This is a genomic window from uncultured Paracoccus sp. (genome assembly GCF_945915435.1).
Taxonomy (GTDB): Bacteria; Pseudomonadota; Alphaproteobacteria; order Rhodobacterales; family Rhodobacteraceae; genus Paracoccus.
On the sequence record NZ_CAMEFG010000026.1, the window covers coordinates 19,734 to 43,253 of the forward strand.

Consider the following 23,520-nt stretch of genomic DNA (forward strand, 5'->3'; position numbering starts at 1 on the left):
TGCTGCGCACGAGCCAACCGCGATCCGCAAAGCCGTTTGTGACGCAGTAAGACTAGATACCTGTCTGCTGGCCCTGGCGAAGGCGCATGTCGGCCAGCTTGCCACTTTCGACCGCCAGCTTTCGGCGGCGGCCCAGAATTGAAAAGCCGCGTTGCACCGGATCGGTGACCGCTGAGGGTCGGTTCTGAGCCGGCCAGCATATTCCCAATGCCCGGATCGCGCTCGAGTCGGCTGCAGCCAGGGCGCTGGCGACAGCCTGATCTTGCCCAGAGGCAGATAAAGATCCGCGATAAAGCGCGCAGCATTGATAAACCTTATCGCGACCAAGACGTTCAAGCGTGATTTCGTCCGGCAGGATGGCCGCGCGGTTCGAGTAGCCCGGCAAACCGGCCGCTGGCGGATATCCGGATCCGGGTTTCGCGGCCCTCATTCATAGAACAGCGCCAGGCGGTGGCCGTCGATCTCGCGCACGCGGATCTCCATGTCGTAGATCTCGCGCAGTGCCTGCGTGGTGATGACGGCGTCCGGCGGGCCTTGGCGGACCACCCTGCCGTCCCGCATCGCGACGATATGGTCGGAATAGCGCGAGGCGAAATTGATGTCGTGCAGCACCATGACCACGGTCTTGCCCAATTCGGTCGCGGCGCGGCGCAGAAGCTTCATCATCGCGGCAGAATACTTCATGTCCAGATTGTTCAGCGGCTCATCCAGCAGCACGTAATCGGTGTCCTGACACAGCACCATCGCCACGAAGGCCCGCTGGCGCTGCCCGCCGGAGAGTTCGTCCAGAAAACGGTCGCCGAGATCGTCAAGCGAAAGATAGTCCAGCGCCCCGTCGACATGGTCCTTGTCCTCGATGGTCAGGCGGACCTTGCTGTGCGGATAACGCCCGAAGGTGACCAGATCGCGCACCGTCAGCCGCGCGGTCATGTGGTTGTCCTGCCGCAGGATCGACAGCCGCCGCGCCAGCACGTCGCCCGGCGTGGTGGCCACGTCCAGCCCGTCCACGGTGACGCTGCCCGCATCGGGGCGCGACAACCTGCTGATGATCGACAGCAGGCTGGACTTGCCAGCGCCGTTCGGCCCGATGATCGAGGTCACCCCGCCCGCAGGCAGCGTGACAGTCACGTCATCGACGACCGGCCCCGTGCCATACCGCTTGCTGACCCCGTTTGCGACGATCATCTGGCGGCCCCCCTTATGACCAGGATGATGAAGGTGATGCCGCCCACGAATTCGATGATGATCGACAGGGCGGTGTCGAAGGCGAAGACCCGCTCCATCAGCGTCTGGCCGCCGACAAGGCAGATGACGGCCAGCAGCACCGCCGCGGGCAGGACGTAACGGTGACGGCTGTTGCCGACCAGCCCATGCGCGAGGCTGGCGACCAGCAGGCCGAAGAAGGTGACCGGCCCGACCAGAGCGGTCGAGACCGCCACCAGCACCGAGACGATCATCAGGATCGCGATGACCGCGCGCCGGTAGTTCACGCCAAGGCTGATCGCCTGCGCCCTGCCAAGCGACAGCACGTCGAAGCAATGCCCCATGCGCCACAGCACCAGCGTCAGAACCCCGACGATCCCCCATGACAGCCCCAGCAGCGTCGGGACGATGGTCGAGAAACTGGCGAAGAAGCTGTCCTGCAACACCTGAAAGGCGTTCGGGTCCAGCAGGCGCTGCATGAAATTCGACAGGCTGCGGAAGAAGATGCCGAAGACGATCCCGATCAGCACCACCAGATGCAGGCTGCGCTCTTCGCCCAGAAACAGCCAGCGAAACAGCAGGCCGGAAAAGCCTACCATCAGCGCGACCTCGAGGCCAAAGCGCAGATGCGGGTCCATCAGGGCGAAGGTGCCGGTGCCGAGGAAAAAGACGATCGAGGTCTGGACGAGGATGAACAGCGCGTCGAACCCCATGATCGAAGGGGTCAGGATGCGGTTGCTCGTCACCGTCTGGAACAGCACCGTCGAAACCGCGACCGAACAGGCGACCAGCAGCAGCCCGGCCAGCTTCTGCCCGCAGAATTGCAGCACGAAACCCCAGTTGCCGCGAACGCCCAACGTCATGAAACAGGCGATGCTGACCAGCGCCAGCGCCGCCAGCACCAGCAGGACCATGCGCGGGCGGTCAAGCGGCATTCGGGCGCCTCCGCAGTAGAAGCGCGATGAAAACACCGCTGCCGATCACGCCGACCACCACGCTGATCGGCACTTCGTAGGGGTAGCGCACCAGCCGCCCCAATATGTCACCCGCCAGCACGAAAGCTGCGCCGCCGATGGTGACCCAGGGCACCGCGCGGCGCATGTTGTCGCCGATCATCAGGCTGACCACGTTCGGCACCACCAGCCCCAGAAACGGGATCGCCCCGACGGACACGAGACAGACCGCCGCGATGACCGAAACGATGGCCAGCCCCATGACTATCAGCCGCTGGTAGTTCAGGCCAAGGTTCGTCGTGAACTCGCGCCCCATGCCAGCGACCGTGAAGCGGTCGGCGGCAAGCCCGGCGACCAGCGTGCAGACCAGCCCCAGCCACAGCAGTTCATAGCGCCCGCGCAGCACGCCCGAGAAATCCCCCATGCTCCAGACAAGGACCGAGGGCAGCAGGTTGTAGCGATAGGCGACGAAACCGGTCACCGCCCCGATCACCCCGGCCAGCATGATGCCGACCAGCGGCACCAGAACGACCTCGCGCAAAGGCACGAATTTCAGCAGGCGCAGGAACAGCAGCGTGCCCAGAAACGCAAAGCCGCCGCCACCGCCATCTTGGCCATGACCGGCCAGCCGGGGGCCAGCAGGGTCACCGTCAGAAAGCCCAGCATGGCGGATTCGGTGGTCCCGGTCGTGGACGGTTCCACGAAGCGGTTGCGCACGATCATCTGCATGACCAGCCCGGCGATGCCGAGCGACGATCCCGCCCGCATGATCGCCAGGGTCCGGGGAATGCGGCTGATCTGCAAGACCTGCGCCGCCTGATCCTCGCCGGAAAACAGCGCCGACAGGGACATGTCGGCGGCCCCGATGGTCAGGCTGATCAGGGCGAGGATGGCTGTGACGACGATGCCGAAGGCAAGGGAATACACTGGCTTTGCCTGTCTGGAGGGAGGCGCTGCCCGGTCACACGACCGGGCGCGCGGTCTCATTTCATATCATAGGCCTCGATCACCTGATCCAGCAGCAGCATCAGCGCGTCATAACCCTTCATCGTCACGTAAGAGGCGGCGGGGTCCAGATAGACGACCCGGTCGTTCTGCCAGAAATTCGTCTGATGGATCAGATCATTGTCCAGAAGCCGATGCGCGGATTCGCCACCCGAGCCGACACCGGCATCGCGATCGACCACGAACAGCCAGTCGGGATTGGCTTGCAGCAGATATTCGAAGGTGATCGCATCGCGGTCGTCCACCTCATCAAAGACCGAGGGCACGTCCAGCGTGTTGTAAAGCCACGACACGCGCGATTCGGGACCATAGATCCCGATCTTGCCGCCATTCGTTACGATCACCAGCGCCGTGCCCTTGCCAGCGGCTGCGGCCCTGGCTTCCTCGACCTTCGCGTCGAGGTTCGCGATCAACTCGCCGGCCTGATCTTCGCGGTCGAAGGCCTTGCCCAGCATCGCGATATTGGCCTTCGCCCCGTCGATCACCGCCCCGCTGTCACGGAAATGTCGATCACCGGCGCCAGTCGCGAGATGGTGCCGTAGGATGTGCGCGACCGTCCCCCGATGATCACCAGATCCGGCGCGGCAGCCGCGATCCCTTCGATATCGGGCTCCTGCAACGAACCGATGCGCTGCATCTCATCCGTCACCTTGTCCGCCAGATGGCCGGGTGCCACCGACGCGGGCACGCCCTCAACCGGGACGCCAAGGGCCGTCAGAATGTCGAAAGCGGCCCAGTCGGTGACCATGACGGATTGCGGCACCGCTTGCAGGACGGTTTCGCCTTGGGCATGTGTTACCGCGATTTCTTCCGCCAGGGCCGCACCGGCAACCGCATGGATGGTCATAAGCGCGAACGCGAAGGGCTTTATCATCGAATATCCTCACCAGAGAGGGAGACAGCTTTGAAAGCGGCACGAATGCCGCTTGATATGCCATTCTCTAATTCAGAGGATATTCGAGGTCAATAAAGCCTGAGTAAATTTTTAGATATTTTTGATCCGAATTGGAATACAAACGCATAACCGCGCGCAATCTAATGGAGTGCACGGTAAAATCTTATGGAAGATCTCCAGGCAGAGAAATTCCGCCGGATCGCTTTTGCCAAGCTGAATATTCGGTCCGTTTTCTCTCCCATCATCGGCAAGGCGGCACTCGTTTCCAACCTCTCTTCGCCTGCCTTGCAGCTTTCAGGGGCCGTAGCAACAAGTAGTAATGACTGCGGCCAGCCACTCGCCGAGGGACCGTTCTTCGCTGCAGGAATCTGGCTTTCCGTTCCTGCAAGGTTGTCTTTCCCCTTTCTGTAAAACAACATAATGTCCAGCGGGACGCATAGCGGAGCAGGAAGTGGCGTTGTTTCGAATCACGGCCTATCTCGATACCCCTGTCTGCCTGGGAAAGACCTACCTGACGCTGGATGCGGTTCTTTATGGGATATTGTCGGAAATTCGGGATCTGCGGGGCATCGATACCGATCCGGTCGGGGATATTCCCCTGATGCACGTCGATGGCCTGTTTCGCGCAAGCCGTGCTTATTTCGACAACCCGGTCCATTACGGCGGGGTCAAGACCGGAGGAATCCGGCTGGCAAAGGATCTTGCGGATGCACCGCTGTTCCTGCAACCGTCGCGGGGCCGTTATTACAAGGTCAGCACGGTGAAAGGGCCGATGAAAGCCCATCTGTCCCGTTACCGCTGCATCGGCGCGGAATCGGTTTCATGGATCGCCGAGGGCGACGCATCCCGCGTCCAGAGCCTGCTCGAATCCGCAGGCGCAATCGGGGCGCGGCGCAAGGATGGGCACGGCGCATTGCGGCGGATCGAGGTCGAACCGGCCAAGGGGCTTTCCCCCCTGATCGACGAGATGGGCGAGGTCAGGCGTCCGATTCCGGTGCGATTGTCGGGTTTTGCGAAACCGACCACGGGCTTGCTAACCGCTGTGGATACCTGGCGCCCGCCATACTGGGACGCCTTCGGCGCGGACGAGTGTTACATTCCCCGGCCCGCCTGATCCCAAAGGGCAACGGCCCCGCCATGAGGGCAGGGCCGCAAAAGAAGGGCCGCGTCATCTGCCCTGATCGACCCCTGCCGAAAGGCGGGGCTGTTCTGCTTGGTGATGATGTTCACCACGCCGCCGTTTTCGACCCCTGCTGGCAAGCGGGGCTGCGCGACGGTCCTGCGCATTACGCCGGGCGTCACCCTGTTTTCGACCCTGCCCAAGGGCAGGGCCGTGCCACTATTCCTTTTGCCGCAGAGAATTTCAAGTGTCCTGCGGGTCTGGCCCGATCTGGAAGCGGGGCGCCGAACCGGCGATCTTCCTGAAACGCCCCGGCACCGCGTTCAGCATGGCCCCCGACCAGGGCCTTGGCTGATCCAGCAGAAGCGTGTCGGCCTCGTGCTGGTTCAGAGGCCAGCGCGGATCCCCGATCCAGATCGTCACGCTGTCGTCATGCGCGCGGATGCCGCGCCCGATGCCCTGCCGCGAGCGCCTGCGCGCCTCGGCCAGCCGCCTGCCGAAGACGGCGGCCCGGCCCGCCCTTTCGCCGCCGGTCGCCTGGGCCAGATAGCGTTGCAGCACGCTGTCCTCGAATGTCTGCGGGCGGATGGGAAAGCGCGGGATGATCACATGGGCGATGGCATGGGGCAGGCTGACTCCCTCCCACGCCGAGGCAGACAGCCAGATCGCATCGGGCTTAGACAGGAAGCGGGTGATGGCGAGGTTCATCGGCAGGCCGGGAAGCTGGGCGACCAGCCGCGAATCGTCCGGATCGAACAGGTGCGACAGCGCCAAGACGTCGCGCATCGCGGGCAGCAGGATCAGGCTGCGGCCGCCCTCGCGGCTGGCGGCCTCGACCATCGCCTTCCAATAGGCCAGGGCGGCATCGTCAAGCTGCGCAGGCGCATCCTCCGGGTCGTTACTGCCCGGCGCGAAGGCCGGCGGGGCGTCAAGCGATGGCCGAACAAAGCGCATGGTCCCGAACCGCTCGGGCGCGATCAGGGCGCAGGAAGCGGCGTCGATCCTGTCCGCCTCGAATCTGCAGCTTGCAATGAACCCGGCCATCGCCCGGCGCGCATCCGTGCCCTCGCCCTGCGCCAGCGTCGAAAGCGTGGCCAAGGTGAACAGCAGCCCGCCAACCGGCGAAGCAGGCGCGGACCCAGATCCATCCAGTGCCCACGGCTGACCGCGTAACCGATCAGTTCCCTTTTGAAATAGATCGGTTTGGTGAAGGTGATGTCGTTGATATGTGTCCCGCCCCGATAAGGGTCGTTCAGCACCAGCACGTCGCCTTCGCGGATGTTTTCGGCACCGATGCCCTTGACGGCTTCCTCGGCCGAGAACTTCATCGCGGCAAGGTGGACCGGGCAGTTCGCCGCCTGGCTCAGCAGGTGTAGATCCGCGTCGTAGATGGCGTTGGAAAAATCCAGCATATCCGCGAGGATCGGCGAGAATGACGACCTCTGCATCACCGTTGCCATCCGGTCAGAGGCGAACTCAAAAAATGCTGCGCATCACCTCGAAGGTGATCGGGTCGATGTCGATGTCGTGTTGGCTCATGTCTTTCCCCTCCCTTCAGATTTCGATGTCGATGACCAGCGCACCCATCGCGTTGACATGGGCATGGGTCCGGGGCGGCAGCACCGTGCAGGCGTGATCATATTCGATGATCGCCGGGCCGTTGATACGGTGATGGGTGGTCAGCGCCTCGCCCTCATAGACATCGCAGCGGTTCCATTCGCCGTCGAAATAGACCTCGCGCTGGCCCTTGATGGCGGCCTTGTCGTCCTCGGAATAGTGCAATTCGACCGGGGGCGGATCATCCATCCCGCCAATCGCGGTCACGCTGAAGGATACGAAGGCGGGCGCGAAGTCGTCCGAGCTGACGCCGAATTCCTGCAAGTGGACGCCGTGGAACGCGTCCTCGATGCCTGGCAGGTGGCCGGTGGTCAAACGACCGTTCGGCAGCGGCGTATCCACCTCGTAGGACTGCCCCACATAGCGCATCTGAGCGCTGCGCGTGATCTGGATCTCGGCCTCATTGGTAAAGCCCTGCGCCTCCAACTCCTTTTTCGCCCGGGCCTCCAGGTCGTCAAGGATCGCATTCACGCGGTCCAGGTCGGCATTTTTCACCGGCGAATAATAGAACTGCTCGATATCCTGCCGCAGATCCATGACGGTGGCACCGAAGGCCGAGGCGACGCCGGCATGGGGCGGAACAATGACTTTCGGAATGTTCATCGACCGGGCCACGAAGCAAGCTGCGAGCGCACCGGCGCCGCCGAAGCTGGCATAGACGAAGTCGCGCGGGTCGCGGCCGCGGGCAATCAGCACCTTTTTGACGGCCTGCGCCATGTATTCGCAACCGATGCTGATCATGCCTTCTGCTGTTTCCAGCGTCGGCAGGCCGATCTGCTCGGCCAGCTTCTGCATGGCGGTCGTGGCGCCTTCGAGGTCCAGATCCAGCTTGCCGTTCAAGGTAGGGTCAAGCCGGCCAAGGATCAGGTTGGCGTCGGTGATCGTCGGCTGTGTGCCGCCACGGCCATAGCAGACCGGACCGGGTTCGGAACCGGCGCTCTTCGGGCCGACGCGCAGGCTGCCGCCGGCATCGACCCAGCCGATGGAGCCGCCGCCCGAACCGACGCTGTGGATGTCCAGCATCGGCACGACGATCGGGACTTCCCATTCCAGTTCGTGATCGCGGGTAATCAGGCCCTTGCCGTCTTCCACGATGGACACGTCAAAGCTGGTGCCGCCGACATCGGTGTGCAGGATGCGATCGAAGCCGCTTTGCTGGGTCAGGTAGCTGCCATAGGCCACGCCCCCGGCCGGACCGGATTCCAGCATGTCCTCGGGGTGGTTCCGCGCCGCCTCGGCCGACATGACCCCGCCGCTGCTTTTCAGGATCAGCAGCTTTCCGGTGAACCCGCTGGCCGCAAGGCGGTTTTCCAGGTCGTCCATGTATTTGACCATGACCGGCATGCAGGCCGCACGCACGGCGGTGGTGACGAAGCGGCCGTGTTCCCGGAAGATCGGGCGCGTCTCCGATGACAGGACGATATGCACGTCTGGGCATTCCTGGCGCAGGATGTCGCGCATCTGCGCCTCGTGCGCACCGCTGGCGTAAGAGTTGATGAAACCGATGGCGACCGACTGGATGCCGGCATCCCGGATCTTGCGCGCCACATCGCGCGCGGCGTCCACATCCAGCGGGCGTTCGGTCTGGCCGTGAACATTAGTGCGCTCGGGCACGGTATAGCGGTAGCGGCGCTTGATGACCGGCTTCGGCTTGGTCTGGTAGGGATCATAAAGATTCTGGCGGTGCTGACGCCCGATCTCGATCGTGTCGCGGAAACCCTCGGCGGTAATGAGGGCCGCGTCCGGGTAGCTGCGTTCGATCAGCGCATTCGTCGCCGTCGTCGTGCCGTGCATCAGATACGAGATATCCGAAATCTCGATCCCGGCCTTCTTGATGGATTCAAGAACGGCAATGGACCGATCCTGTTTCGTCGTAAGAACCTTGGCGGTAACTTGCTTGCCGGTGTTTTCCTCCCAGGCAAACAGGTCTGTGAACGTGCCGCCCACGTCGATCCCGACCCTCCACATTGCGTCTCCTCCTTCACTCGTGGATATCTGATTGAGGCACTCCTGCAGATGCGGACGGCAGCAAGCAATCAGTCGAAAACAGGATTCTTGTGATAGAGTTTGTGTGATCGACTTATGAAATGTGCGCTCGAACGCTGGCTTCGGTTGAAACCAGTCTCCCATCATGGCCGTCGAAGCCGCAGACAAAGGCGACGACTTTGACCCGTGACCTTGCTCATGATCGCGGTTCGATGAATGAGTGACCGCTCTTGCGTCTTTTCTGCGGTTGCAGTGATCCGTCACAGCTGGCGACTTGTCCGCCCATCACGACCACTGCGCCGCACCTGCGAACGGCGTTGTTGCAGAAATGCGTCCTGAGAGGTGAACTGCCCCTTCTCCTTCAACGTTAGGCGACACGGACGTTCTCGGCGAAGCCGAGATCGAACACGAGGCATGAGGATACTGGGGAAAGGACGCGGCTCAACACATGCTGACTTTTGCAACAATGCCGATCGCATGGATAACGTAAGGGTTTTCATCAGCGGATTTTACAAGCTTACGCCTTCATAGGAAAAGGTAACCGAACGTCCTGATCCCCTGGAGCATCTGTCCGCCACGGACCACAGATTTTCATCGAGAAGCCCAGTTGCCAGGAATGAACCCCTGAATCTCACACAATCCGCCGACTCCTCCACCTGAAAGATGAAGCCTGGGACGGTCTGGGTTAAAAAAAACTGACCTTCACGCCCTTGAAGACGGCCTCGAAAGCGTTGCCGGAATTTCTGGTGACCTCCCACCCGGGCAGGATATGCGTCATTCCGGCATTCAGCCTCGACACCGCGGTCTTCCAGTGACCCTGATGTCTTGCCATATCCAGATTTTCTCTCGCAAACTTCGGAAGATATGCCTGTATCTGAGCTGCTATGGTTATCCTGGAAGTAAGTTCGGCACGATCATAAGCCTTTTGATAGAAAACGAGGCCTCCGACAACCATACCCAAGCCCACGGCAATAACCAGAACCACCTCGATAAGGGTGAACCCCCTCACCCGCTTGCTGAGGCCCATGACCTGCTTCACCGACCGGAGTTTTATTGATTTCACAGATGAGCTCTTGGAAGGTTTCTCATTTATCTGAATATATGGTGCAGATATGAAGATTCATACGACCAAGACCGGTCAGCTATGAGGAATATGTGGATAACCTACATAGTGCTCAAAGGCCTCTCTCCATAGCCGAATAACAACCGATATTCAGGCAAATTGCACATAAAAGTAATTGGGAAAAACTTTGGCTACGGCTCAAACACGCGGCAAACCATGATGCATTTGACGCTGTGATGGATGGTGACCTCTCAGGCGGTCGGTCAGGAGCATTCAACCTTGACCGATCCCCTTCCAAAATTACGTAGCGTGACACCAGGGGCCGTCAGTTCGCGAGTGGCTGGAGGGAACCATCTCAGGATCGTATCGGATGTTCCCCAGTTCTCCGTGAGCCATTGGTCACCCCAGTATCCACGCGAGGTCAAAGCATGGTTGACCAGCACCTTTGGCCCGGTCACCACCAGCGGCGTGCCGGAATGGTTTTTTTGCGGATAGATCGTGACAGTGGTGTCCGGCCCCACTGCAAGGCTGTCGAACGTGCCATTATCCGCACGATGGAATGGGCCAGGTTCGGCGATAGTCCCGTATGAATCCGGATAGTCTCCGGAACTTACGATGGATCCACCCGCGATAATCGTCTCGTATTCATCCTCCCAGTCATTCCATCTGTCTATCGTGTAAGTCATGGAGACGTCGCCGATTTTAAGCTTGTTATATACCCACTCGGACGGGGGTTCTGTAACATTGGCCGATCCGATCGGACTGACCCAGAAAAAGCATCTGTCATCCTGGCGACCGTCACAGCCGGATACGGAGATGTGAGGCATATTTGAAAAGTTGTTCAGGAACGATCCGTTTCCCGAATGCCATTGCTGTGGGCTCCCGGTTGGAACCATGAGCGGGTTTGACCCGTCATTCCTGACCACCCTGCATACCCCGTGGCGGTCGATCTTCTGACTTGCGCCCTGCGCCACCATGAAAATCCCGGGCTGCATCTCCTGGGCAGATGCTTGGCCTGCACCGGCAGAGAGGGCCACAGCCGAAATTGCGGCAAGGAGCTTTCTGGTTTTCATGGTTTTACCTCGGTGGAATGCTTGATCTTCCGGGATTATATAAGGAGGCGACGAAAATCCCTATCGGCAACCCGGCTGATTTATCCTGAAAATGTGGATAACCTCTGTGAGGCGGCATAAGTAGGCGAATTATTCGAAATACATTATCGATAACATCCTGGAGTCCGGCGGACCCGGATCAAATGGTCATGCAGGCGATCTCACCCTATTCCATGGGTGCTGTGGGCGCTCAACCCTGTGGAGTTCGAAGCCCGCGCTATACTGGCTTAACCTTTAGCCCACGAAACCTGCAGCAGCTCATAGATGCCGACACACGGATCAGTGCCGGGCCATGGGCCTGACATGCCTGTCCGTCTTCCGCGAGGCGCCGGAGCGGGCGGTAAACGACGTTTCCATCGCCCATATCTGGGGCATTTCCAGCGTGCAGGCGCTGAAAATGGTGATGCTGAAATACCGCCGCACTGGCGCAAAGGTCGACGTCGTCCGTCTGAACGCGGCTTCTGAAATGATCGTCAACAGGCTGGGCATCCACGCCGCCTGCTCGAAGGCCAGGAACAGAATTGCCTCGACGACGTCACCCTCTATTACCGGGCCGACCGACTGGTTCACCGGCAGGGTCCGCATCACTGTTCGCGTCCGAGGCATCCGGCCGCGCCATCGGCGCCCATGCCATCTTCGAGGCAAGCGCGCGCACGGCATGGCACAGGCATCCCGCTGGCCAGACCCTAATCGTCATCTTTGATCGTGGCCGCGTCCAGCGTCAGGGCGACGTGGTCTGGTTCCCCGCCGGCGAAAAGCACTGGCACGGCGCCGCGCCCGACACCGCCATGAGCCATATCGCCATCCAGGAAGCCATCAACGGATCGGCGGTAACATGGATGGAAAAGGTCGCCGAAAGGGATTGCGCCGGCTGACAGGCCCCAGATTGAGGAGCGGGCACCAATGCCCTGCTGCTGGGATCCTGCGCGATCGAAAGGAGTCGGGACGCTCACCTAATCCGGCGACGGACCTCTTTCGAGAAAGGTCGAGAGGGCGATGTAACTGCGCACGGAGCGGACGCCTTCGAGGCTCTGGATCTCCATCAGGAAGGTTTCCAGCGATTCGGTATCGGCCGCACGCACCTTGGCCAGAACGCAGCCGTCCCCCGCCACAGTGTGGAGTTCCTCGACTTCAGGCCTGTCGGCGAAGGTCAGCAATTCACGCGTGGCCTTGTAGCTGCTGGTGTCGACCACGAGGAAGGTCAGCAGCGTCCGGCCCAGCTTGCAGCCGTCCAGAACGGCGACGGTGGCCTTGATGACGCCATCGCGTTTCAGGCGCTTCACCCGGTCATGCACGGCGGGCGCGGAGAGGTTCACGATCTTGCTGAGTTCGGCATAGCTGCGCGACGCATCCTCGGCCAGCGCGCCTAATATCCTTCGGTCGATCACGTCCAGTTCAGCCGGATGGTGGCGCACCTGCCGAACCATATCTGTTTCTTTGTCCAAAGCCGCCATCTTGGGTTTATCTCCGAACATCATGTCTTATCTGGGCAGTCTAGCCGAACATCGTTCGGGTTGAAACATCGCAATCGGAGACCTCCCCATGCCAGTCGCATTGTTCGCGCTGGCGATCGGCGCATTCGGTATCGGCCTGACCGAATTCGTCATCGCCGGCATCCTGCCGCAGATCGCCAGGGATTTCGGCGTCGACATCCCCGCCGCCGGGCTGATGGCCACCACCTACGCCCTGGGCGTGTTCGTGGGTGCGCCGATCCTGACCATCCTGGGCGCGAAAGTCCCACGCAAGACGATGCTGATCGGCCTCGCCCTGATCTTCACCCTAGGCAATGCGATGACCGCCCTTGCGCCCTCGCTGCCCATCGCGCTGGCGGGCCGCGTCCTGACGGCGTTCAACCACGGCACGTTCTTCGGCATCGGCTCGATCATCGCCGCCTCTCTGGTCGCGAAGGACCGGCAGGCGAGCGCCATCGCCTTCATGTTCTCGGGGCTGACCATGGCGAACCTGGTCGGCGTTCCGGCCGGCACCTGGCTGGCGCAGGTCTACGACTGGCGGCTGGTGTTCTGGCTGATCGCAGGGATCGGGCTTGTCACCGCGTTGAGCGTCGCGCTGCTGGTGCCCCGGATCGAGGCCGGCAAGGCCATCGCGCTGAAGACCGAACTGCGCGCCTTCATGGATCCGCAGGTGCTGCTGGCCATGGGCATCACGATCTTCGGCCCTGCCGCCTTCTTCACCTCCATCACCTATATCGCGCCGATGATGGTCGAGGAGACGGGCCTCTCGGAAGCGGGTGTCGCGCGGATCATGGTCCTGTTCGGGCTGGGGCTGGTGGTCGGCAACTGGATCGGCGGCCGCTTTGCCGACCGTTCGCTGTTCGGGACGTTGTTCGTGACGCTTGCGGCCCAGGCTGCGGTGCTGTTCGTCTTCTGGATCGGCGTCGGCAGCCCGGTTGTGGCTTCGGTTTCGGTGTTCCTGATGGCGGCCTTCGGCTTCGCCACCGTGTCGCCGATCCAGAAACTGGTCATGGATCGCGCCAGCCGCGCGGGCGCGCCGACCATGGCTGCATCGGTGAACATCGGCATGTTCAACCTCGGCAACGCTATCGGGGCATGGGCCGGCGGCGCGACCATCGCGGCCGGGTTCGGTCTGGCCTCGCCGAACTGGGCCGGCGCACTCCTTTCGCTCGTGGCCCTGGGCCTAGCCGTGGTCGCTTGGGCGAGCGCCGGACGGGAATATGCGGCGGTGCCGGCGGAATAGGCTCGGGCTCGACGGTGCATCGAGCGAGGCAGGCGACTTCGGGCTCACGCCTCGGTATCGATCCTGGTCGCCATTCTGATTAAGTGGGCTTCTCCTTGCTCGTGGCCGCAGGTCTGGCGCGCATCGAAGGATAGCCGGCCCAGGGCTTTACGTTGAAACCTGGCAAGACGGGGCGGAGGCGGCTCCATTTCGGCGCGCGAAGCTCCGGTTTTTTCTACGCAGGCATTCCACATTCTCGCGCATCTCCGCGCGATCCGTCCTCGTTACGGGCCTCATCAGAAGGAATGCGCGTATGACCCGTGGCGGTGCTGCGGGGTTTTTCATGGAAGCGTGATCGGGGCTGGGGTCTGGTCCACAAGAAGCGTGATCGCCGTCACGATCGTTCCATCCCGTGTCGGCTGTATGAAACAGCGGGGAGCGGTTCAATTGAGAGGTTATTTTGAAGCGATGAGAGCCGGCATTATGTTGCCGCCTCCCCCCGCGTTTTAGCATTTATCTTAGGGGCTGGCGTTCGCGCTACCCCTTCGACAAACGACAGGGATGGTGGTGAGCATTCTGTCGATGGCCGGACTCAATTCTTGCTGATATAGTGGTTTTCTGAGCCAATGGTGGTGGCTGAACACCCACCACCATGCCACCTTAATGCGGCCAAGGGACGTCCGCCGCATCTCTTACATCCTGTAAGATCGTTTGCATCTGTTTTCCTTTCTTATGTCCTCTCACAAACCGGACGGGCTTTATTCCCCGTTGAGTGTTTCCAGATAAGCGATGACATCGGCGCGCTCGTCATCCTTTTTCAGGCCTGCGAAAGCCATCCTGTTACCAGGCACCGTGCCGCGAGGGTCTTTCAGAAAGCGGTCGAGTTCCTCGGGTGTCCAGACATGGCCTTCCTCACCGAGCTGTGCCATCGCGTCGGAATAGCGAAACCCGTCGGCCTGCGCGGTCACGCTTCCTACGATACCGTGCAGGTTCGGCCCCATGCGGGATGCACCGCCGCTGTCCACCGTATGGCAGGCAGCGAATTTCCTGAAGGCTTTTTGACCATTCAACGGATCGCCATCGGCAAGCGCGGGAACGGCCATCAGGGTCATCAGAACTGCGGTTGCGAGTCCTTGCGAGATGCTGGGCATGGTTTTTCCTTTCTATCGTGTTGCTTGGGTGGTCGTAATTCTGCATTGATTGGTCGAGCCGATGATGCTCGAAACCTTCGCGGGCTCTGGAATGTCATGCATGACGGACCGCGCCTTTCCTTGGGGCATCGAACGCCGCGTAGTCCGAGGCCCCGCAAGGTCCGATCGGCAGGATGACCGGATGGCCTGAAGCCGTCGTCAGGAATTCGGCCTCGATCCCATAGACCTCCGCCAGCGCGGGGGGCGTCACCACCGAACCGAACGGGCCTTCGGCATGGATGCGGCCGCCATGCAGAAGGCACAGCCTTTCGCAATGCCGCCCGGCCAGGTTCAGGTCATGCACGGCGACCACCACCAACGCGCCGCTGCGCTCGACATAGGCGCGCAGGCGCTGGAAGACCTGCATCTGGTGGCGGATATCCAGCGCACTTGTGGCCTCGTCCAGAAGCAGCAGGTCCGGTTCGCGCAGCAGCCGCTGCGCCAGCAACACCAGTTGCTGCTGACCACCAGAAAGCGTCGCCATGCTGCGGACGTGCAGATGAGCAATGCCCAGCTCTTCCAGCACGCCCAGGGCGCGGTCCAGCGCGGTGGTATCGACCTTCCAGCCTAGTCCTTCGTAGCGACCGAGCAGCACGGTCTCGATCACGGTCAGGTTTGCCGCCACGCGGGCGTTCTGCGGCATGTAGCCGATCCGCTCCAGCACGACTGGGGCCCCCTTCCAACGCACGCGCCCCCGGCAGGGCTGCAACCCCGCGATGGCATTGAGCAGGGTCGATTTGCCGGTGCCGTTCGGCCCGACCAGCCCCACGATCTGCCCCGGCGCGAGCCGTGCATTCACCGAAGCCAGGATGCCTGCCCGGCCCCGCGTGACGGCGAGTTCCTCGATTTCCAGCATCTCAACCTCCTGTCCGGCTGTTGTGGCGCAGGATGATGCCGAACAGCATCGGCACCCCGGCGACCGCGGTGATGATTCCCACCGGAATGACCGCGCCGGGCGAGATCAGCTTGCCGATCACCGAGGCGGCGATCAGCACCACGCTGCCCGTCACCGCCGCCAGCGGCAGGGCGAAGCGGTGATCCTCGCCCACCAGGCTGCGCGCGGGGCGATCAGGCCGACGAAGCCGACGGTGCCGACGAAGGACACGGCCGCCGCCGTCAGCAGCGCGACCACTACGAAGCTGCGCCGCCGCAGCGCATCCACGCGCAGGCCGAGGCTGCGGGCATTGCCATCGCCAAGCCGCAGCGTGGTCAGCGCCCAGGTGTCGCGGATCACGAAGGGCAGGCAGGCCAGAAGGATGACCCCGCAGACCAGAACGCTGGTCCAGCTTGTCTTCAGCATGCTGCCGAACAGCCAGAAGACGATCTGCTGCAAGACTTCGGGTGCGGCCATGTATTGCAGCAGCGACTGGATCGCCTGAAAGAAAAACAGCACCGCGATGCCGCCCAGCACCAGGATTTCCGGCACGGAACCGCGCCGCCGCGCCAGAAGATAGATCAGCCCGCAGGCGGCCAGCGTCATCGCGAAAGCCGAGGTCGGCACGATGGCCCAGGCGGGCAAGGCGATCGCGCCGCCGAACATGATCGCCAGCGCCGCGCCAAATCCCGCTGCGGCCGAGAATCCCAGCATAAAGGGGCTGGCCAGCGGGTTGTTGAGGATCGTCTGCATCATCAGCCCGGCCATCCCGAGGCAAGCCCCGACCAGCACGCCCATGAAGGTCTGAGGCATGCGCAGCTGCCACAGGATCGCGGCGATGGTGCGATCCTCGCCATCCGGGCCAGCCCATATGCCGCGCATGACATTGCGCAGCGGCAGGCCGGACGGGCCGAAGGACAGGTCCAGCACCATCAGACAGGCGAGAAGCACCGGCGCACCGACTAGCCAGATTTGCCGTGACCTCGACGCGCGGCGATAGTCGCCGCGCATCTGGTCTGGCAGGAATACCGCGTCGGTCATTCCTCTATACTCAGCATGAAGGTGCCACCGGCGTTGATCGGCAGCCATTTGGCGTAGAAGTCGCGGAGATTGGCCTGCGGGTCCACATCCGCGAAGGTTTCGGGATAGAGTTGCTTCGCGATGAACTGGACATAGGTGTAATCGGCCAGCGTGCGCGCGCCTCCGTGGTTGATGTCATAGACCCTCCCTTCCCTGACGGCGGGAAGCTCGGACCAGCCCGGGCGGGACAGGTAGGCCGCCATGCGCTCGCGCGCCGTAGCCTCGCCGGCGCCAAGGCCGAGGGTGACGGCTTCCGAGGCGTTCTGCCAGTCCGATCCGCCCAGGCAAATCAATTCGGGCTGTTGCGCCAGCATATATTCGGGCGAGAGCGGCCCCCAGTTGCTGATCTGTCCGTCCGCGATGTTCTGGCCGCCCAGACTGTCGATCAGCGCGCCCCACATGGTATCGGAATAGCTGTTGCCGATCTCGGACGGGCCGGCCTTGGCAAGCTCGACATAGACCTTTTTGCCCTTCGCCTCGGTCGAGGCCGCGATGCGGGCGTGGATGTCGGCCATTGCCTCTTCGTAGTTCCGGGCCAGTTCCCCGGCGCGATCCTCGGTCCCCAGCACCTTGCCAAGCGCGAGGGTCGAGGCGATGTGCCTTTCCACGGTCTGCGCGTTGTAATCCAGCGTCACCACCGGAATGCCAGCGTTCTCGATCTGGGTCACCGCTTCGGACATGGACTTGTAATCGCCCGCCGCCAGCAGAAGCAGATCGGGGCGCAGCGCGATCACCTTCTCGGCCGAGAAATCGCCCTCCTCGGCATAGCCGACATCGGGCATTTCGCCAATGCGCGGGATCACCTTTTCATAGGCGGCGAACTGGTTGGGGCGCCAGCTTGCCCAGGGAAAGCGCGACAGGCCGACCAACCTGTCGGTCGCCTCGGGACCGCCGACGGCGATGTAATCCTCGAAATAGAAGCCCAGAACGATCCGCTCGGGCAAGCCGGGCAGCGTGACCTCGCGCCCCTCGACATCGGTGACGGTGATTTCGGCCAGTGCAGCCGAGGGCAGAAGAGTGGCGGCAAGCAGCGCCGCGATACGGAGATGTTTCATGGCTTGTCCTATGGGAAAGGGCCTGTTGCAACCCGTGCCGCAGGCGATCATCCAGGCCCGCGCAGCGTTGCGCGGAACGGCGGATCAAACCGGTGGAGGCCCCCGCACGGCGCGCGAAGGATCATGTATCCGGCGCGGAGCGGGGATTTTTCCGCAGCAGGCGGACGTTCCACGACCAGGACCGGGATCAGGGTCGCAAGGCGCAGGCCGACCGGCTCGGGGGTAATGAGATTGACCAGGCGGCAGGCCGGGCAATCGCCTTGCCTGCCATCGGTCGTATCACCGCAGATGTCGTGGATGGACCCGCCCATCGCGACGACCATCTGTTGCATCTGTTCCGACTGGCTCGGAACGCGATGCGCAAAGCCCATCGCCGTCAGGCCGACGGCGAGGACCAGGGCGATCAGCAGTCCCGCAGCCCGGTTCTGGAAAAGGAGCAAGCGCCATCCGTCCCTCCGGTCGAACCGGAAGGTCACCTGCCTGCCGTTCGGGGCGACGGGCCGCGCGGGGGCGACACTGGCCGCGCAGGCTGGCTTCGGTGAAGGACTGGCCGTCGGTTGTCACCAACAGGTAGTCGCCTTGCCCGAGCGTATCGGTGACTTGCGCCTCCGGCGGTGATCCGGGCATGAGAAGCCAGGTCGCGCCGAGACCGATCGCGACGACCGCCCCCCAGAGCGCGATCCGCAGTTTTCTCAGAAAGGGATTTGCAGCCATGTCAGTGCCCACCCTCCTGATCGACATGCATGACGCCGTCGAAAGATGCGAAACGCGCCACCTGTTCGGGCGGCAGCGCGGCCTCCTCCTGCGCTTGGATGGCGGCCAGCCGGGTGGCGGCCTCCGGTTCGACCCCGAGCGCGGCCATGTTTGCCTCGCCCTTCAGCCCATCCCCGGCGCAAAGGCTGACGCGCCAGAATCCTTGCGCATCACGCCGCAGCAGGGCGCGGCCGCCGCGGTCCTCCTGCGACCAGCCGATCACGGCCGTATCGCCCTCGATTAGGATCGGTGCGACGGACAGCGGCGCATTCTCCGTCTCGAACATGTCCTTCAGCAGGCCGGTGATCCGGGCCTCGTCCCCCTCGACGCGGGCCTGGTCGAAACCCGCGCCGTCATGGGACATGCCGTGACCCTCGCGATCACCTGCGGGGGCGGCATGACCTGTGTGATCCTCTGCCATGCCGCGTGTATTCAGGGCAAGGATGTCGAACCGCACCGTTACCTCGCCCGCCTTCTCGAACCGCAGGACCATGTCCATGCTTTTGCCCTCGACCAGCCTTTCGGTCAGGCCCATCACCATCAGATGCAGCCCGCCCGGTTCCAGCACGACTGTCCTGCCCGCCGGGATGGGCAGCCCGCCGACAAGCTGCCGCATGGTCATCACGCCGTCCGTATTGGCCATTTCATGGATCTGCACCTCTTTGCCGACGGGTGCGGTGACCGAGACCAGCCGGTCATCCTCTGTGCCTTGGTTGGCAATGGTCAGGTAGCCGCCACCCACCGGGGCACGCGGCAGCGTGGCGCGCAGGAACGCCCCCGAGATCGCGAGCTCCCCCGCCTGCACCTCGGCTGCGGAATGGGAGGCATGATCGGCAAGCCCTGGCGTCGTCGCCAGCGCCGTGCCGAGAAGAAGGGCTTGAAGCATCCGTTTCATATCGTTCTCTCTCACCTGATTTCGATTTCCGTGCCCAGCCTGACCAGCTTGAATCGTGTCAGCCGGACGCCAAGTTCGACCGACCATTGCCCCGGCAGCGGCAGCACCAGGTCGGATATGGTCCAGACACCGTCCTGCCCCTCGACGGGACTTGCCTCGCGGGTCAGTCGCTCGATCCCGCGATCCGGCAGCGCTAGGTCGAGCGTCACTGCCAGCGGCTGGACCGGCGCCATGTCGCCATCCGTCACCTGTATCTCGATTGTGACCGGCCCGGCGGCACCGGGAGTGATGATCACGTTCGCCATGACCTCGCCTGAATGCAGGTGGGCATAGGCGGCCGGAGCGGCGGCAACGGCCTGCGCCAGCGCGCGCGGCGGCGGGGTGAAACGCCAGCCTGCGGCCAGCCCGAGGATGGCGAGCGCCAGCACCAGTTCGGCGCCGATGCAACTGCACCATCGCCAGCGTTACGCCCGAAACCAGCAGCACGCTCACCGCGAAGGGGATGGCTGCCGAGAACCGGCGTAGCGGTTCGGGGCCCTTCCCAAGGATCAGCGGGATCAGCGCACCGATCTAGAAGCTCAGCGCCAGCAGATGCAGGACCACCATCGGGCGGGTCAGCCATCGCGGCTCTGCCGCACTGGCATGGCCGCTGACCGCATAAGAGATGCCGAGGATGATAAGCGCGACCCATGCCAGTCAGGGAAGCAAACGCCAGAACCGCAGCCGCCATTGCCATGACGATGCTCGGCCCGAAGCTCGTGGCCCATGCGGTCGCCCAGGGGGCGGCGGTGACGAGCGCGGCAAAGCTCAGCCCGAGCGCATCCAGCCCGTGCAGGCCCAGATAGAGCGGTGCCGCGACAAGTCCGGTGACGGCCGCCAGCATGATCGGTCGCCGTGCCCGTTCCACAGGTCCGGCGAATGCGGAAAACGCGACGCCGCCGACTCCAAGGACAAGGCCAGCCATCATCAGGAAACGGGCGAACCACAGGGTTGCCCGCACTGCCGGATCGCCCTCGGCCGCCCGAGCCGCGCGGATCGCCCGCGTAAATTGGACTTCATCTGCACCGGCACTGGCGCGGATCACGACATCGCCGACCACGATCTTCACCTCCGAGGGAGCGCGGGGCGGCGGCGCAGGCGCAGCCCCGCTCTCGGCAACCAGTTCCGCAAACATCGGCAGGGACGCTACGCTCTCGGGCACCATCAAGTGCCCCATCCGCAGCTTGTTGCGCCAATTATAAATCTGCCAACGTGTCGTTCCGTGTTTGCGGGCGATGTCGGCCACCCGCATCCCCGAGATCAGGCTTTCTGCCGCGATCCGCGCCCGCTCCGCTTCTGTTCGCTGCCGCCGACCACTCGGTCCCTCGATCATCTCCAGCCGGGAAACCGAACCATTGCAGGAGCCGTCCAAATGGACGCCCACTTCTTTGCCTCTTGCCAAATCCCAAGCCCCTAAACCGACACACGCCAACAAGGGCCGGTTCAGCTTAGCAATGGCAGGACGGGATCGGCGTCGCGCTTACACATGATGGTCAAGGCCTTCGCCCAGATCGACAAGGAGGAGATCGACCCCATCCTCAGCATAACCACAAAAGCCGCCTGATCATGCCCTCGGGCCATCCGGGAAATTACACCACCTTGACAGACGGGAGCTAGGGTTACCTTATAGCGGGCCGAATCCGCGATATTCTGCGGCGGGGCGGACCGTCGCGCCGGAGGCGGCAACGACGCCCTTTCAAGTGTTTTCCAGCAGCCCATCCGATGAGCCGCTGCAGCAACGCCAAAGATGCGGCGGAACCGGTGATGTCACGCAGTCTCAGCCCAAGGCCGCATTGGTCGCATCATAGGCGTAAACCCATGCAGGATCTTCCGGTTCTTTCAGCCAGGTATTGGCATTGGAAATGGTTTGCACCTTTGTGGCGCGCTCCCGCCGGGTTACCTCGTAAAGTTCAAACGCATCCCGATAGCTGCCGGGACCCAATTCGGTCAGACAACGCGTCAGCACCGCCGCATCCTCGATCGCCATGCAGGCGCCTTGCGCCATATGCGGGCGCATCGGGTGACAGGCATCGCCCAGAAGCACCATCCGGCCGCGGCTCCACAGGTTGAGCGGATCCCGGTTCCAGAATGGCCATTTCGTCACCGTTTCGGTCGCATTGATCAGCGCATTGACCACCGGATGCGAATTTCCGAAAATTGCTTCCATTTCATCACGCGAACTGTCAACGAAACTTGCATCATGGTCCCAGCTATTCGCTGGCACGCCGGTGACATAATAGTATTCGCTGCCATCCGCCTTGGTCGAATAGGCCATGATGTGACGAGATTGCTCCCACCACCACTTGACGCACCGCTCAAACTCCAGTCCCGAAGCACGCAACTTGTCCATATTTAGCAGGGCGCGGTGCCCGATCCAGCCACTATAACGCGGTTTTTCGGGCCCGAGCAACTTTTCCCGGATCAACGAGTTGACGCCATCCGCACCGATCACCAGGCGCGTTCGGATGGTCTTGCCATTCGCGAACTTCATAACAACGTGATCGTCTTCCTCATGGATATCGGTCAGGCAATGATCGTAATGCAACCGATCCTGCGGCAGAGCACTTACTTGCTCGGCATGAAGATCGCCGCGATGGATGGTAATATAGGGTGCGCCATATTCTTTTCGTGCATAGTCTCCCAGCTTGATGCGTGACAGATACGCGCCGGTTTTCCCATCGCGTGAGAACCAATGATCGGGATGGGCGCCAATTACGCTCAATCGTTCCTCAAGGCCGATCTTGCGGAAGATCTTCATGACATTGGGACCGATATGGATGCCGGCTCCCAATCGCGCAAAGGCAGGCGCCTGATCGAAAACATGAGCCTTGAAGCTCGCTTCGTTCAACAGCGCCGCAACCGCTGCACCGCCGAGGCCAGCACCAATCACGGCAATATCGAGAGTATCGTCAGGGATCATCTGTACCATCTCTAGTTTATTTGTATACATACAAACAAACGCAAAAGATCGTGTCAAGTGTAAACTTGTCTTTTCACTTTGCAGATCACGTGACCGGAATCACCTCTGCGCACAAGTTGTTAGGACAATCCCGATAGGCTTCTGTTGCTGGCCCGAGAGTTGAACGACTCACGCGGGCCATGAGCGACCAAGACAAGCGATATTTTTAGGCTCAGGACTCGTTGTGGATCATAGCCAGAACAGGACGATTGCGGCGACGAGGATGGCAGAGAAGAGGGTCTGTGGGCAACGGTCGTATCGGGTGGCGACACGCCTCCAATCCTTCAAGCGCCCGAACATGATCTCAATGCGGTTGCGCCGTTTGTAGCGCCGCTTGTCGTATTTCACCGCCTTCTTGCGAGACGTTCGGCCGGGGATGCAGACCTTTATCCCCTCAATGTCTTGCCGGAATCGAAAGTTTTAGCTCCCCACCCTACCGCCGGAGCCAAAATCGACTAGCCAGCGTAAACGCATGGGGCAGCCCCTACCTGTGGCATGCCCCCGCGATTTTGTATCTCGACACGATCAAAGTGGAGCTCCAGGATTTCCGATGACTTTTACTTCGGGCAATTAGCCCTCAGCTTTGCTGGGCGCGTTTAATCCGTTCGTAGATGTCTGCCAGCTTTTCCAGGGCTTGTCGCTGCGGATCTTCCGCAATGCCGGTCAGATCAATGTCTGCAAGGTAGGCATCCACCGCCCGGCTGGACTCTTCTCGGCGATGGTCCGTCCGGTGGCCCAGAATACGGTCGATTGTTGACAGCTCCACGCCAACCGAGCGCGTGATGGTGGCCGATGTCCGGCGCAAATCGTGGCGATGCCATCCGGCCGTTCTGGTCTCGCGCATGATTGCGCCAGTGTGCCGCATTAAGATTGCCTGCGGCGGCACGGATCTCGACCATGGCCTCAGCTGCGCGGATGCCCGGATGCGCGCGCCTCCTTGAGAGACACCTGCGGATATGTCCCGAGAGTGACACGCTGCTTGGAGCCGTCCGAGACCGTTCTCGGACCGCCCAGGACTTCGTCCCGG

22 protein-coding genes and 6 pseudogenes are annotated in these 23,520 nt (G+C 62.2%); 5 read left to right on the forward strand and 23 right to left on the reverse strand.

Annotated features, from left to right (window positions below; genetic code table 11):
* Positions 1–52: 52 nt before the first annotated feature.
* The 6 genes and pseudogenes from Q0O97_RS10230 to Q0O97_RS10260 form a co-directional block, all read right to left on the reverse strand.
* Positions 53–430, reverse strand: coding sequence for a hypothetical protein (locus Q0O97_RS10230; protein ID WP_294928359.1), 378 nt, complete (start codon positions 428–430; stop codon positions 53–55).
* Positions 427–1,185: an ABC transporter ATP-binding protein gene (locus Q0O97_RS10235; protein WP_294928362.1), complete on the reverse strand. Its 759-nt coding sequence runs from the start codon at positions 1,183–1,185 to the stop codon at positions 427–429. The genes Q0O97_RS10230 and Q0O97_RS10235 overlap by 4 nt, the downstream gene beginning before the upstream one ends.
* Positions 1,182–2,138 carry an iron chelate uptake ABC transporter family permease subunit gene (locus tag Q0O97_RS10240; RefSeq protein ID WP_294928365.1) on the reverse strand — a complete coding sequence of 319 codons (957 nt, stop codon included), beginning with the start codon at positions 2,136–2,138 and terminating at the stop codon, positions 1,182–1,184. Before Q0O97_RS10240 ends, Q0O97_RS10235 begins: the two co-directional genes overlap by 4 nt.
* A pseudogene (locus tag Q0O97_RS17475) lies at positions 2,128–3,143 on the reverse strand (iron chelate uptake ABC transporter family permease subunit). The gene Q0O97_RS10240 and the pseudogene Q0O97_RS17475 overlap by 11 nt, the downstream one beginning before the upstream one ends.
* A complete protein-coding gene (locus tag Q0O97_RS10255; RefSeq protein WP_294928374.1) occupies positions 3,140–3,646 on the reverse strand; it encodes an ABC transporter substrate-binding protein in 507 nt (168 codons plus the stop codon). The pseudogene Q0O97_RS17475 and the gene Q0O97_RS10255 overlap by 4 nt, the downstream one beginning before the upstream one ends.
* Positions 3,643–4,035: an ABC transporter substrate-binding protein gene (locus tag Q0O97_RS10260; RefSeq protein ID WP_294928377.1), complete on the reverse strand. Its 393-nt coding sequence runs from the start codon at positions 4,033–4,035 to the stop codon at positions 3,643–3,645. The genes Q0O97_RS10255 and Q0O97_RS10260 overlap by 4 nt, the downstream gene beginning before the upstream one ends.
* 186 nt (positions 4,036–4,221) lie before the next feature.
* Here Q0O97_RS10260 and Q0O97_RS10265 point away from each other — a divergent pair, with 186 nt between their 5' ends.
* Together Q0O97_RS10265 and Q0O97_RS10270 are read left to right on the forward strand one after the other, a co-directional pair.
* A complete protein-coding gene (locus Q0O97_RS10265; RefSeq protein ID WP_294928380.1) occupies positions 4,222–4,467 on the forward strand; it encodes a hypothetical protein in 246 nt (81 codons plus the stop codon).
* Between the two features lie 46 nt (positions 4,468–4,513).
* On the forward strand, positions 4,514–5,170 hold the full coding sequence (locus tag Q0O97_RS10270; protein ID WP_294928383.1) for a hypothetical protein: 657 nt from the start codon (positions 4,514–4,516) through the stop codon (positions 5,168–5,170).
* Positions 5,171–5,419: 249 nt separating this feature from the next.
* Here Q0O97_RS10270 and Q0O97_RS10275 read toward each other — a convergent pair whose 3' ends face one another.
* From Q0O97_RS10275 to Q0O97_RS10295, 5 genes and pseudogenes are all read right to left on the reverse strand, one after another.
* Positions 5,420–6,130 carry a helicase C-terminal domain-containing protein gene (locus tag Q0O97_RS10275; RefSeq protein WP_294928386.1) on the reverse strand — a complete coding sequence of 237 codons (711 nt, stop codon included), beginning with the start codon at positions 6,128–6,130 and terminating at the stop codon, positions 5,420–5,422.
* A gap of 23 nt (positions 6,131–6,153) precedes the next feature.
* Positions 6,154–6,645 (reverse strand): annotated as a pseudogene (locus Q0O97_RS10280) (hydantoinase B/oxoprolinase family protein); the annotation flags it as partial.
* Positions 6,646–6,730: 85 nt separating this feature from the next.
* Positions 6,731–9,043, reverse strand: a complete 2,313-nt coding sequence (locus Q0O97_RS10285) for a hydantoinase/oxoprolinase family protein (RefSeq protein WP_294928389.1) — start codon at positions 9,041–9,043, stop codon at positions 6,731–6,733.
* 421 nt (positions 9,044–9,464) lie between these two features.
* Positions 9,465–9,806, reverse strand: a complete 342-nt coding sequence (locus Q0O97_RS10290) for a type II secretion system protein (RefSeq protein WP_294928391.1) — start codon at positions 9,804–9,806, stop codon at positions 9,465–9,467.
* A 299-nt stretch (positions 9,807–10,105) separates the two neighbouring features.
* The gene (locus Q0O97_RS10295) at positions 10,106–10,915 is read right to left on the reverse strand and encodes a hypothetical protein (protein WP_294928394.1); all 810 of its coding nucleotides are present in this window, start codon (positions 10,913–10,915) and stop codon (positions 10,106–10,108) included.
* A 355-nt stretch (positions 10,916–11,270) separates the two neighbouring features.
* On the opposite strand from Q0O97_RS10295, the pseudogene Q0O97_RS10300 reads away from it, so the two are divergent.
* Both Q0O97_RS10300 and Q0O97_RS17480 read left to right on the forward strand, forming a co-directional pair.
* A pseudogene (locus tag Q0O97_RS10300) lies at positions 11,271–11,447 on the forward strand (sodium-independent anion transporter); the annotation flags it as partial.
* 238 nt (positions 11,448–11,685) lie between these two features.
* A complete protein-coding gene (locus Q0O97_RS17480) occupies positions 11,686–11,829 on the forward strand; it encodes a hypothetical protein (protein WP_366125253.1) in 144 nt (47 codons plus the stop codon).
* Positions 11,830–11,907: 78 nt separating this feature from the next.
* Here Q0O97_RS17480 and Q0O97_RS10310 read toward each other — a convergent pair whose 3' ends face one another.
* Positions 11,908–12,432 (reverse strand): Lrp/AsnC family transcriptional regulator, encoded by a 525-nt coding sequence (locus Q0O97_RS10310; RefSeq protein ID WP_294928398.1) that lies wholly within the window; start codon positions 12,430–12,432, stop codon positions 11,908–11,910.
* Positions 12,433–12,496: 64 nt separating this feature from the next.
* Between Q0O97_RS10310 and Q0O97_RS10315 the strand changes: the two genes are divergently transcribed.
* Entirely contained in the window at positions 12,497–13,669 is a 1,173-nt protein-coding gene (locus Q0O97_RS10315; RefSeq protein WP_294928401.1) for an MFS transporter, read from the forward strand.
* A 737-nt stretch (positions 13,670–14,406) separates the two neighbouring features.
* On the opposite strand, the gene Q0O97_RS10320 is transcribed toward Q0O97_RS10315, so the two are convergent.
* From Q0O97_RS10320 to Q0O97_RS10375, 11 genes and pseudogenes are all read right to left on the reverse strand, one after another.
* Positions 14,407–14,799 carry a cytochrome c family protein gene (locus Q0O97_RS10320; protein ID WP_294928405.1) on the reverse strand — a complete coding sequence of 131 codons (393 nt, stop codon included), beginning with the start codon at positions 14,797–14,799 and terminating at the stop codon, positions 14,407–14,409.
* 94 nt (positions 14,800–14,893) lie between these two features.
* Positions 14,894–15,694, reverse strand: a complete 801-nt coding sequence (locus tag Q0O97_RS10325) for an ABC transporter ATP-binding protein (RefSeq protein WP_294928408.1) — start codon at positions 15,692–15,694, stop codon at positions 14,894–14,896.
* A gap of 1 nt (position 15,695) precedes the next feature.
* Positions 15,696–16,801: pseudogene (locus tag Q0O97_RS10335) on the reverse strand (iron ABC transporter permease).
* A complete protein-coding gene (locus Q0O97_RS10340) occupies positions 16,750–17,847 on the reverse strand; it encodes an ABC transporter substrate-binding protein (protein WP_294928417.1) in 1,098 nt (365 codons plus the stop codon). The pseudogene Q0O97_RS10335 and the gene Q0O97_RS10340 overlap by 52 nt, the downstream one beginning before the upstream one ends.
* A 47-nt stretch (positions 17,848–17,894) precedes the next feature.
* Positions 17,895–18,323, reverse strand: coding sequence for a hypothetical protein (locus tag Q0O97_RS10345; RefSeq protein ID WP_294928418.1), 429 nt, complete (start codon positions 18,321–18,323; stop codon positions 17,895–17,897).
* A gap of 239 nt (positions 18,324–18,562) precedes the next feature.
* Positions 18,563–19,495, reverse strand: coding sequence for a copper uptake system-associated protein (locus Q0O97_RS10350; protein ID WP_294928420.1), 933 nt, complete (start codon positions 19,493–19,495; stop codon positions 18,563–18,565).
* An 11-nt stretch (positions 19,496–19,506) separates the two neighbouring features.
* On the reverse strand, positions 19,507–19,923 hold the full coding sequence (locus tag Q0O97_RS10355) for a hypothetical protein (protein WP_294928446.1): 417 nt from the start codon (positions 19,921–19,923) through the stop codon (positions 19,507–19,509).
* A gap of 770 nt (positions 19,924–20,693) precedes the next feature.
* Positions 20,694–20,867, reverse strand: a pseudogene (locus tag Q0O97_RS10360) (transposase); the annotation flags it as partial.
* Between the two features lie 444 nt (positions 20,868–21,311).
* Positions 21,312–22,454, reverse strand: coding sequence for an FAD-dependent monooxygenase (locus tag Q0O97_RS10365; protein WP_294928423.1), 1,143 nt, complete (start codon positions 22,452–22,454; stop codon positions 21,312–21,314).
* A 228-nt stretch (positions 22,455–22,682) separates the two neighbouring features.
* Positions 22,683–22,889: pseudogene (locus Q0O97_RS10370) on the reverse strand (transposase); the annotation flags it as partial.
* Positions 22,890–23,070: 181 nt separating this feature from the next.
* A complete protein-coding gene (locus tag Q0O97_RS10375; RefSeq protein WP_294928426.1) occupies positions 23,071–23,337 on the reverse strand; it encodes a hypothetical protein in 267 nt (88 codons plus the stop codon).
* Positions 23,338–23,520: the final 183 nt, after the last annotated feature.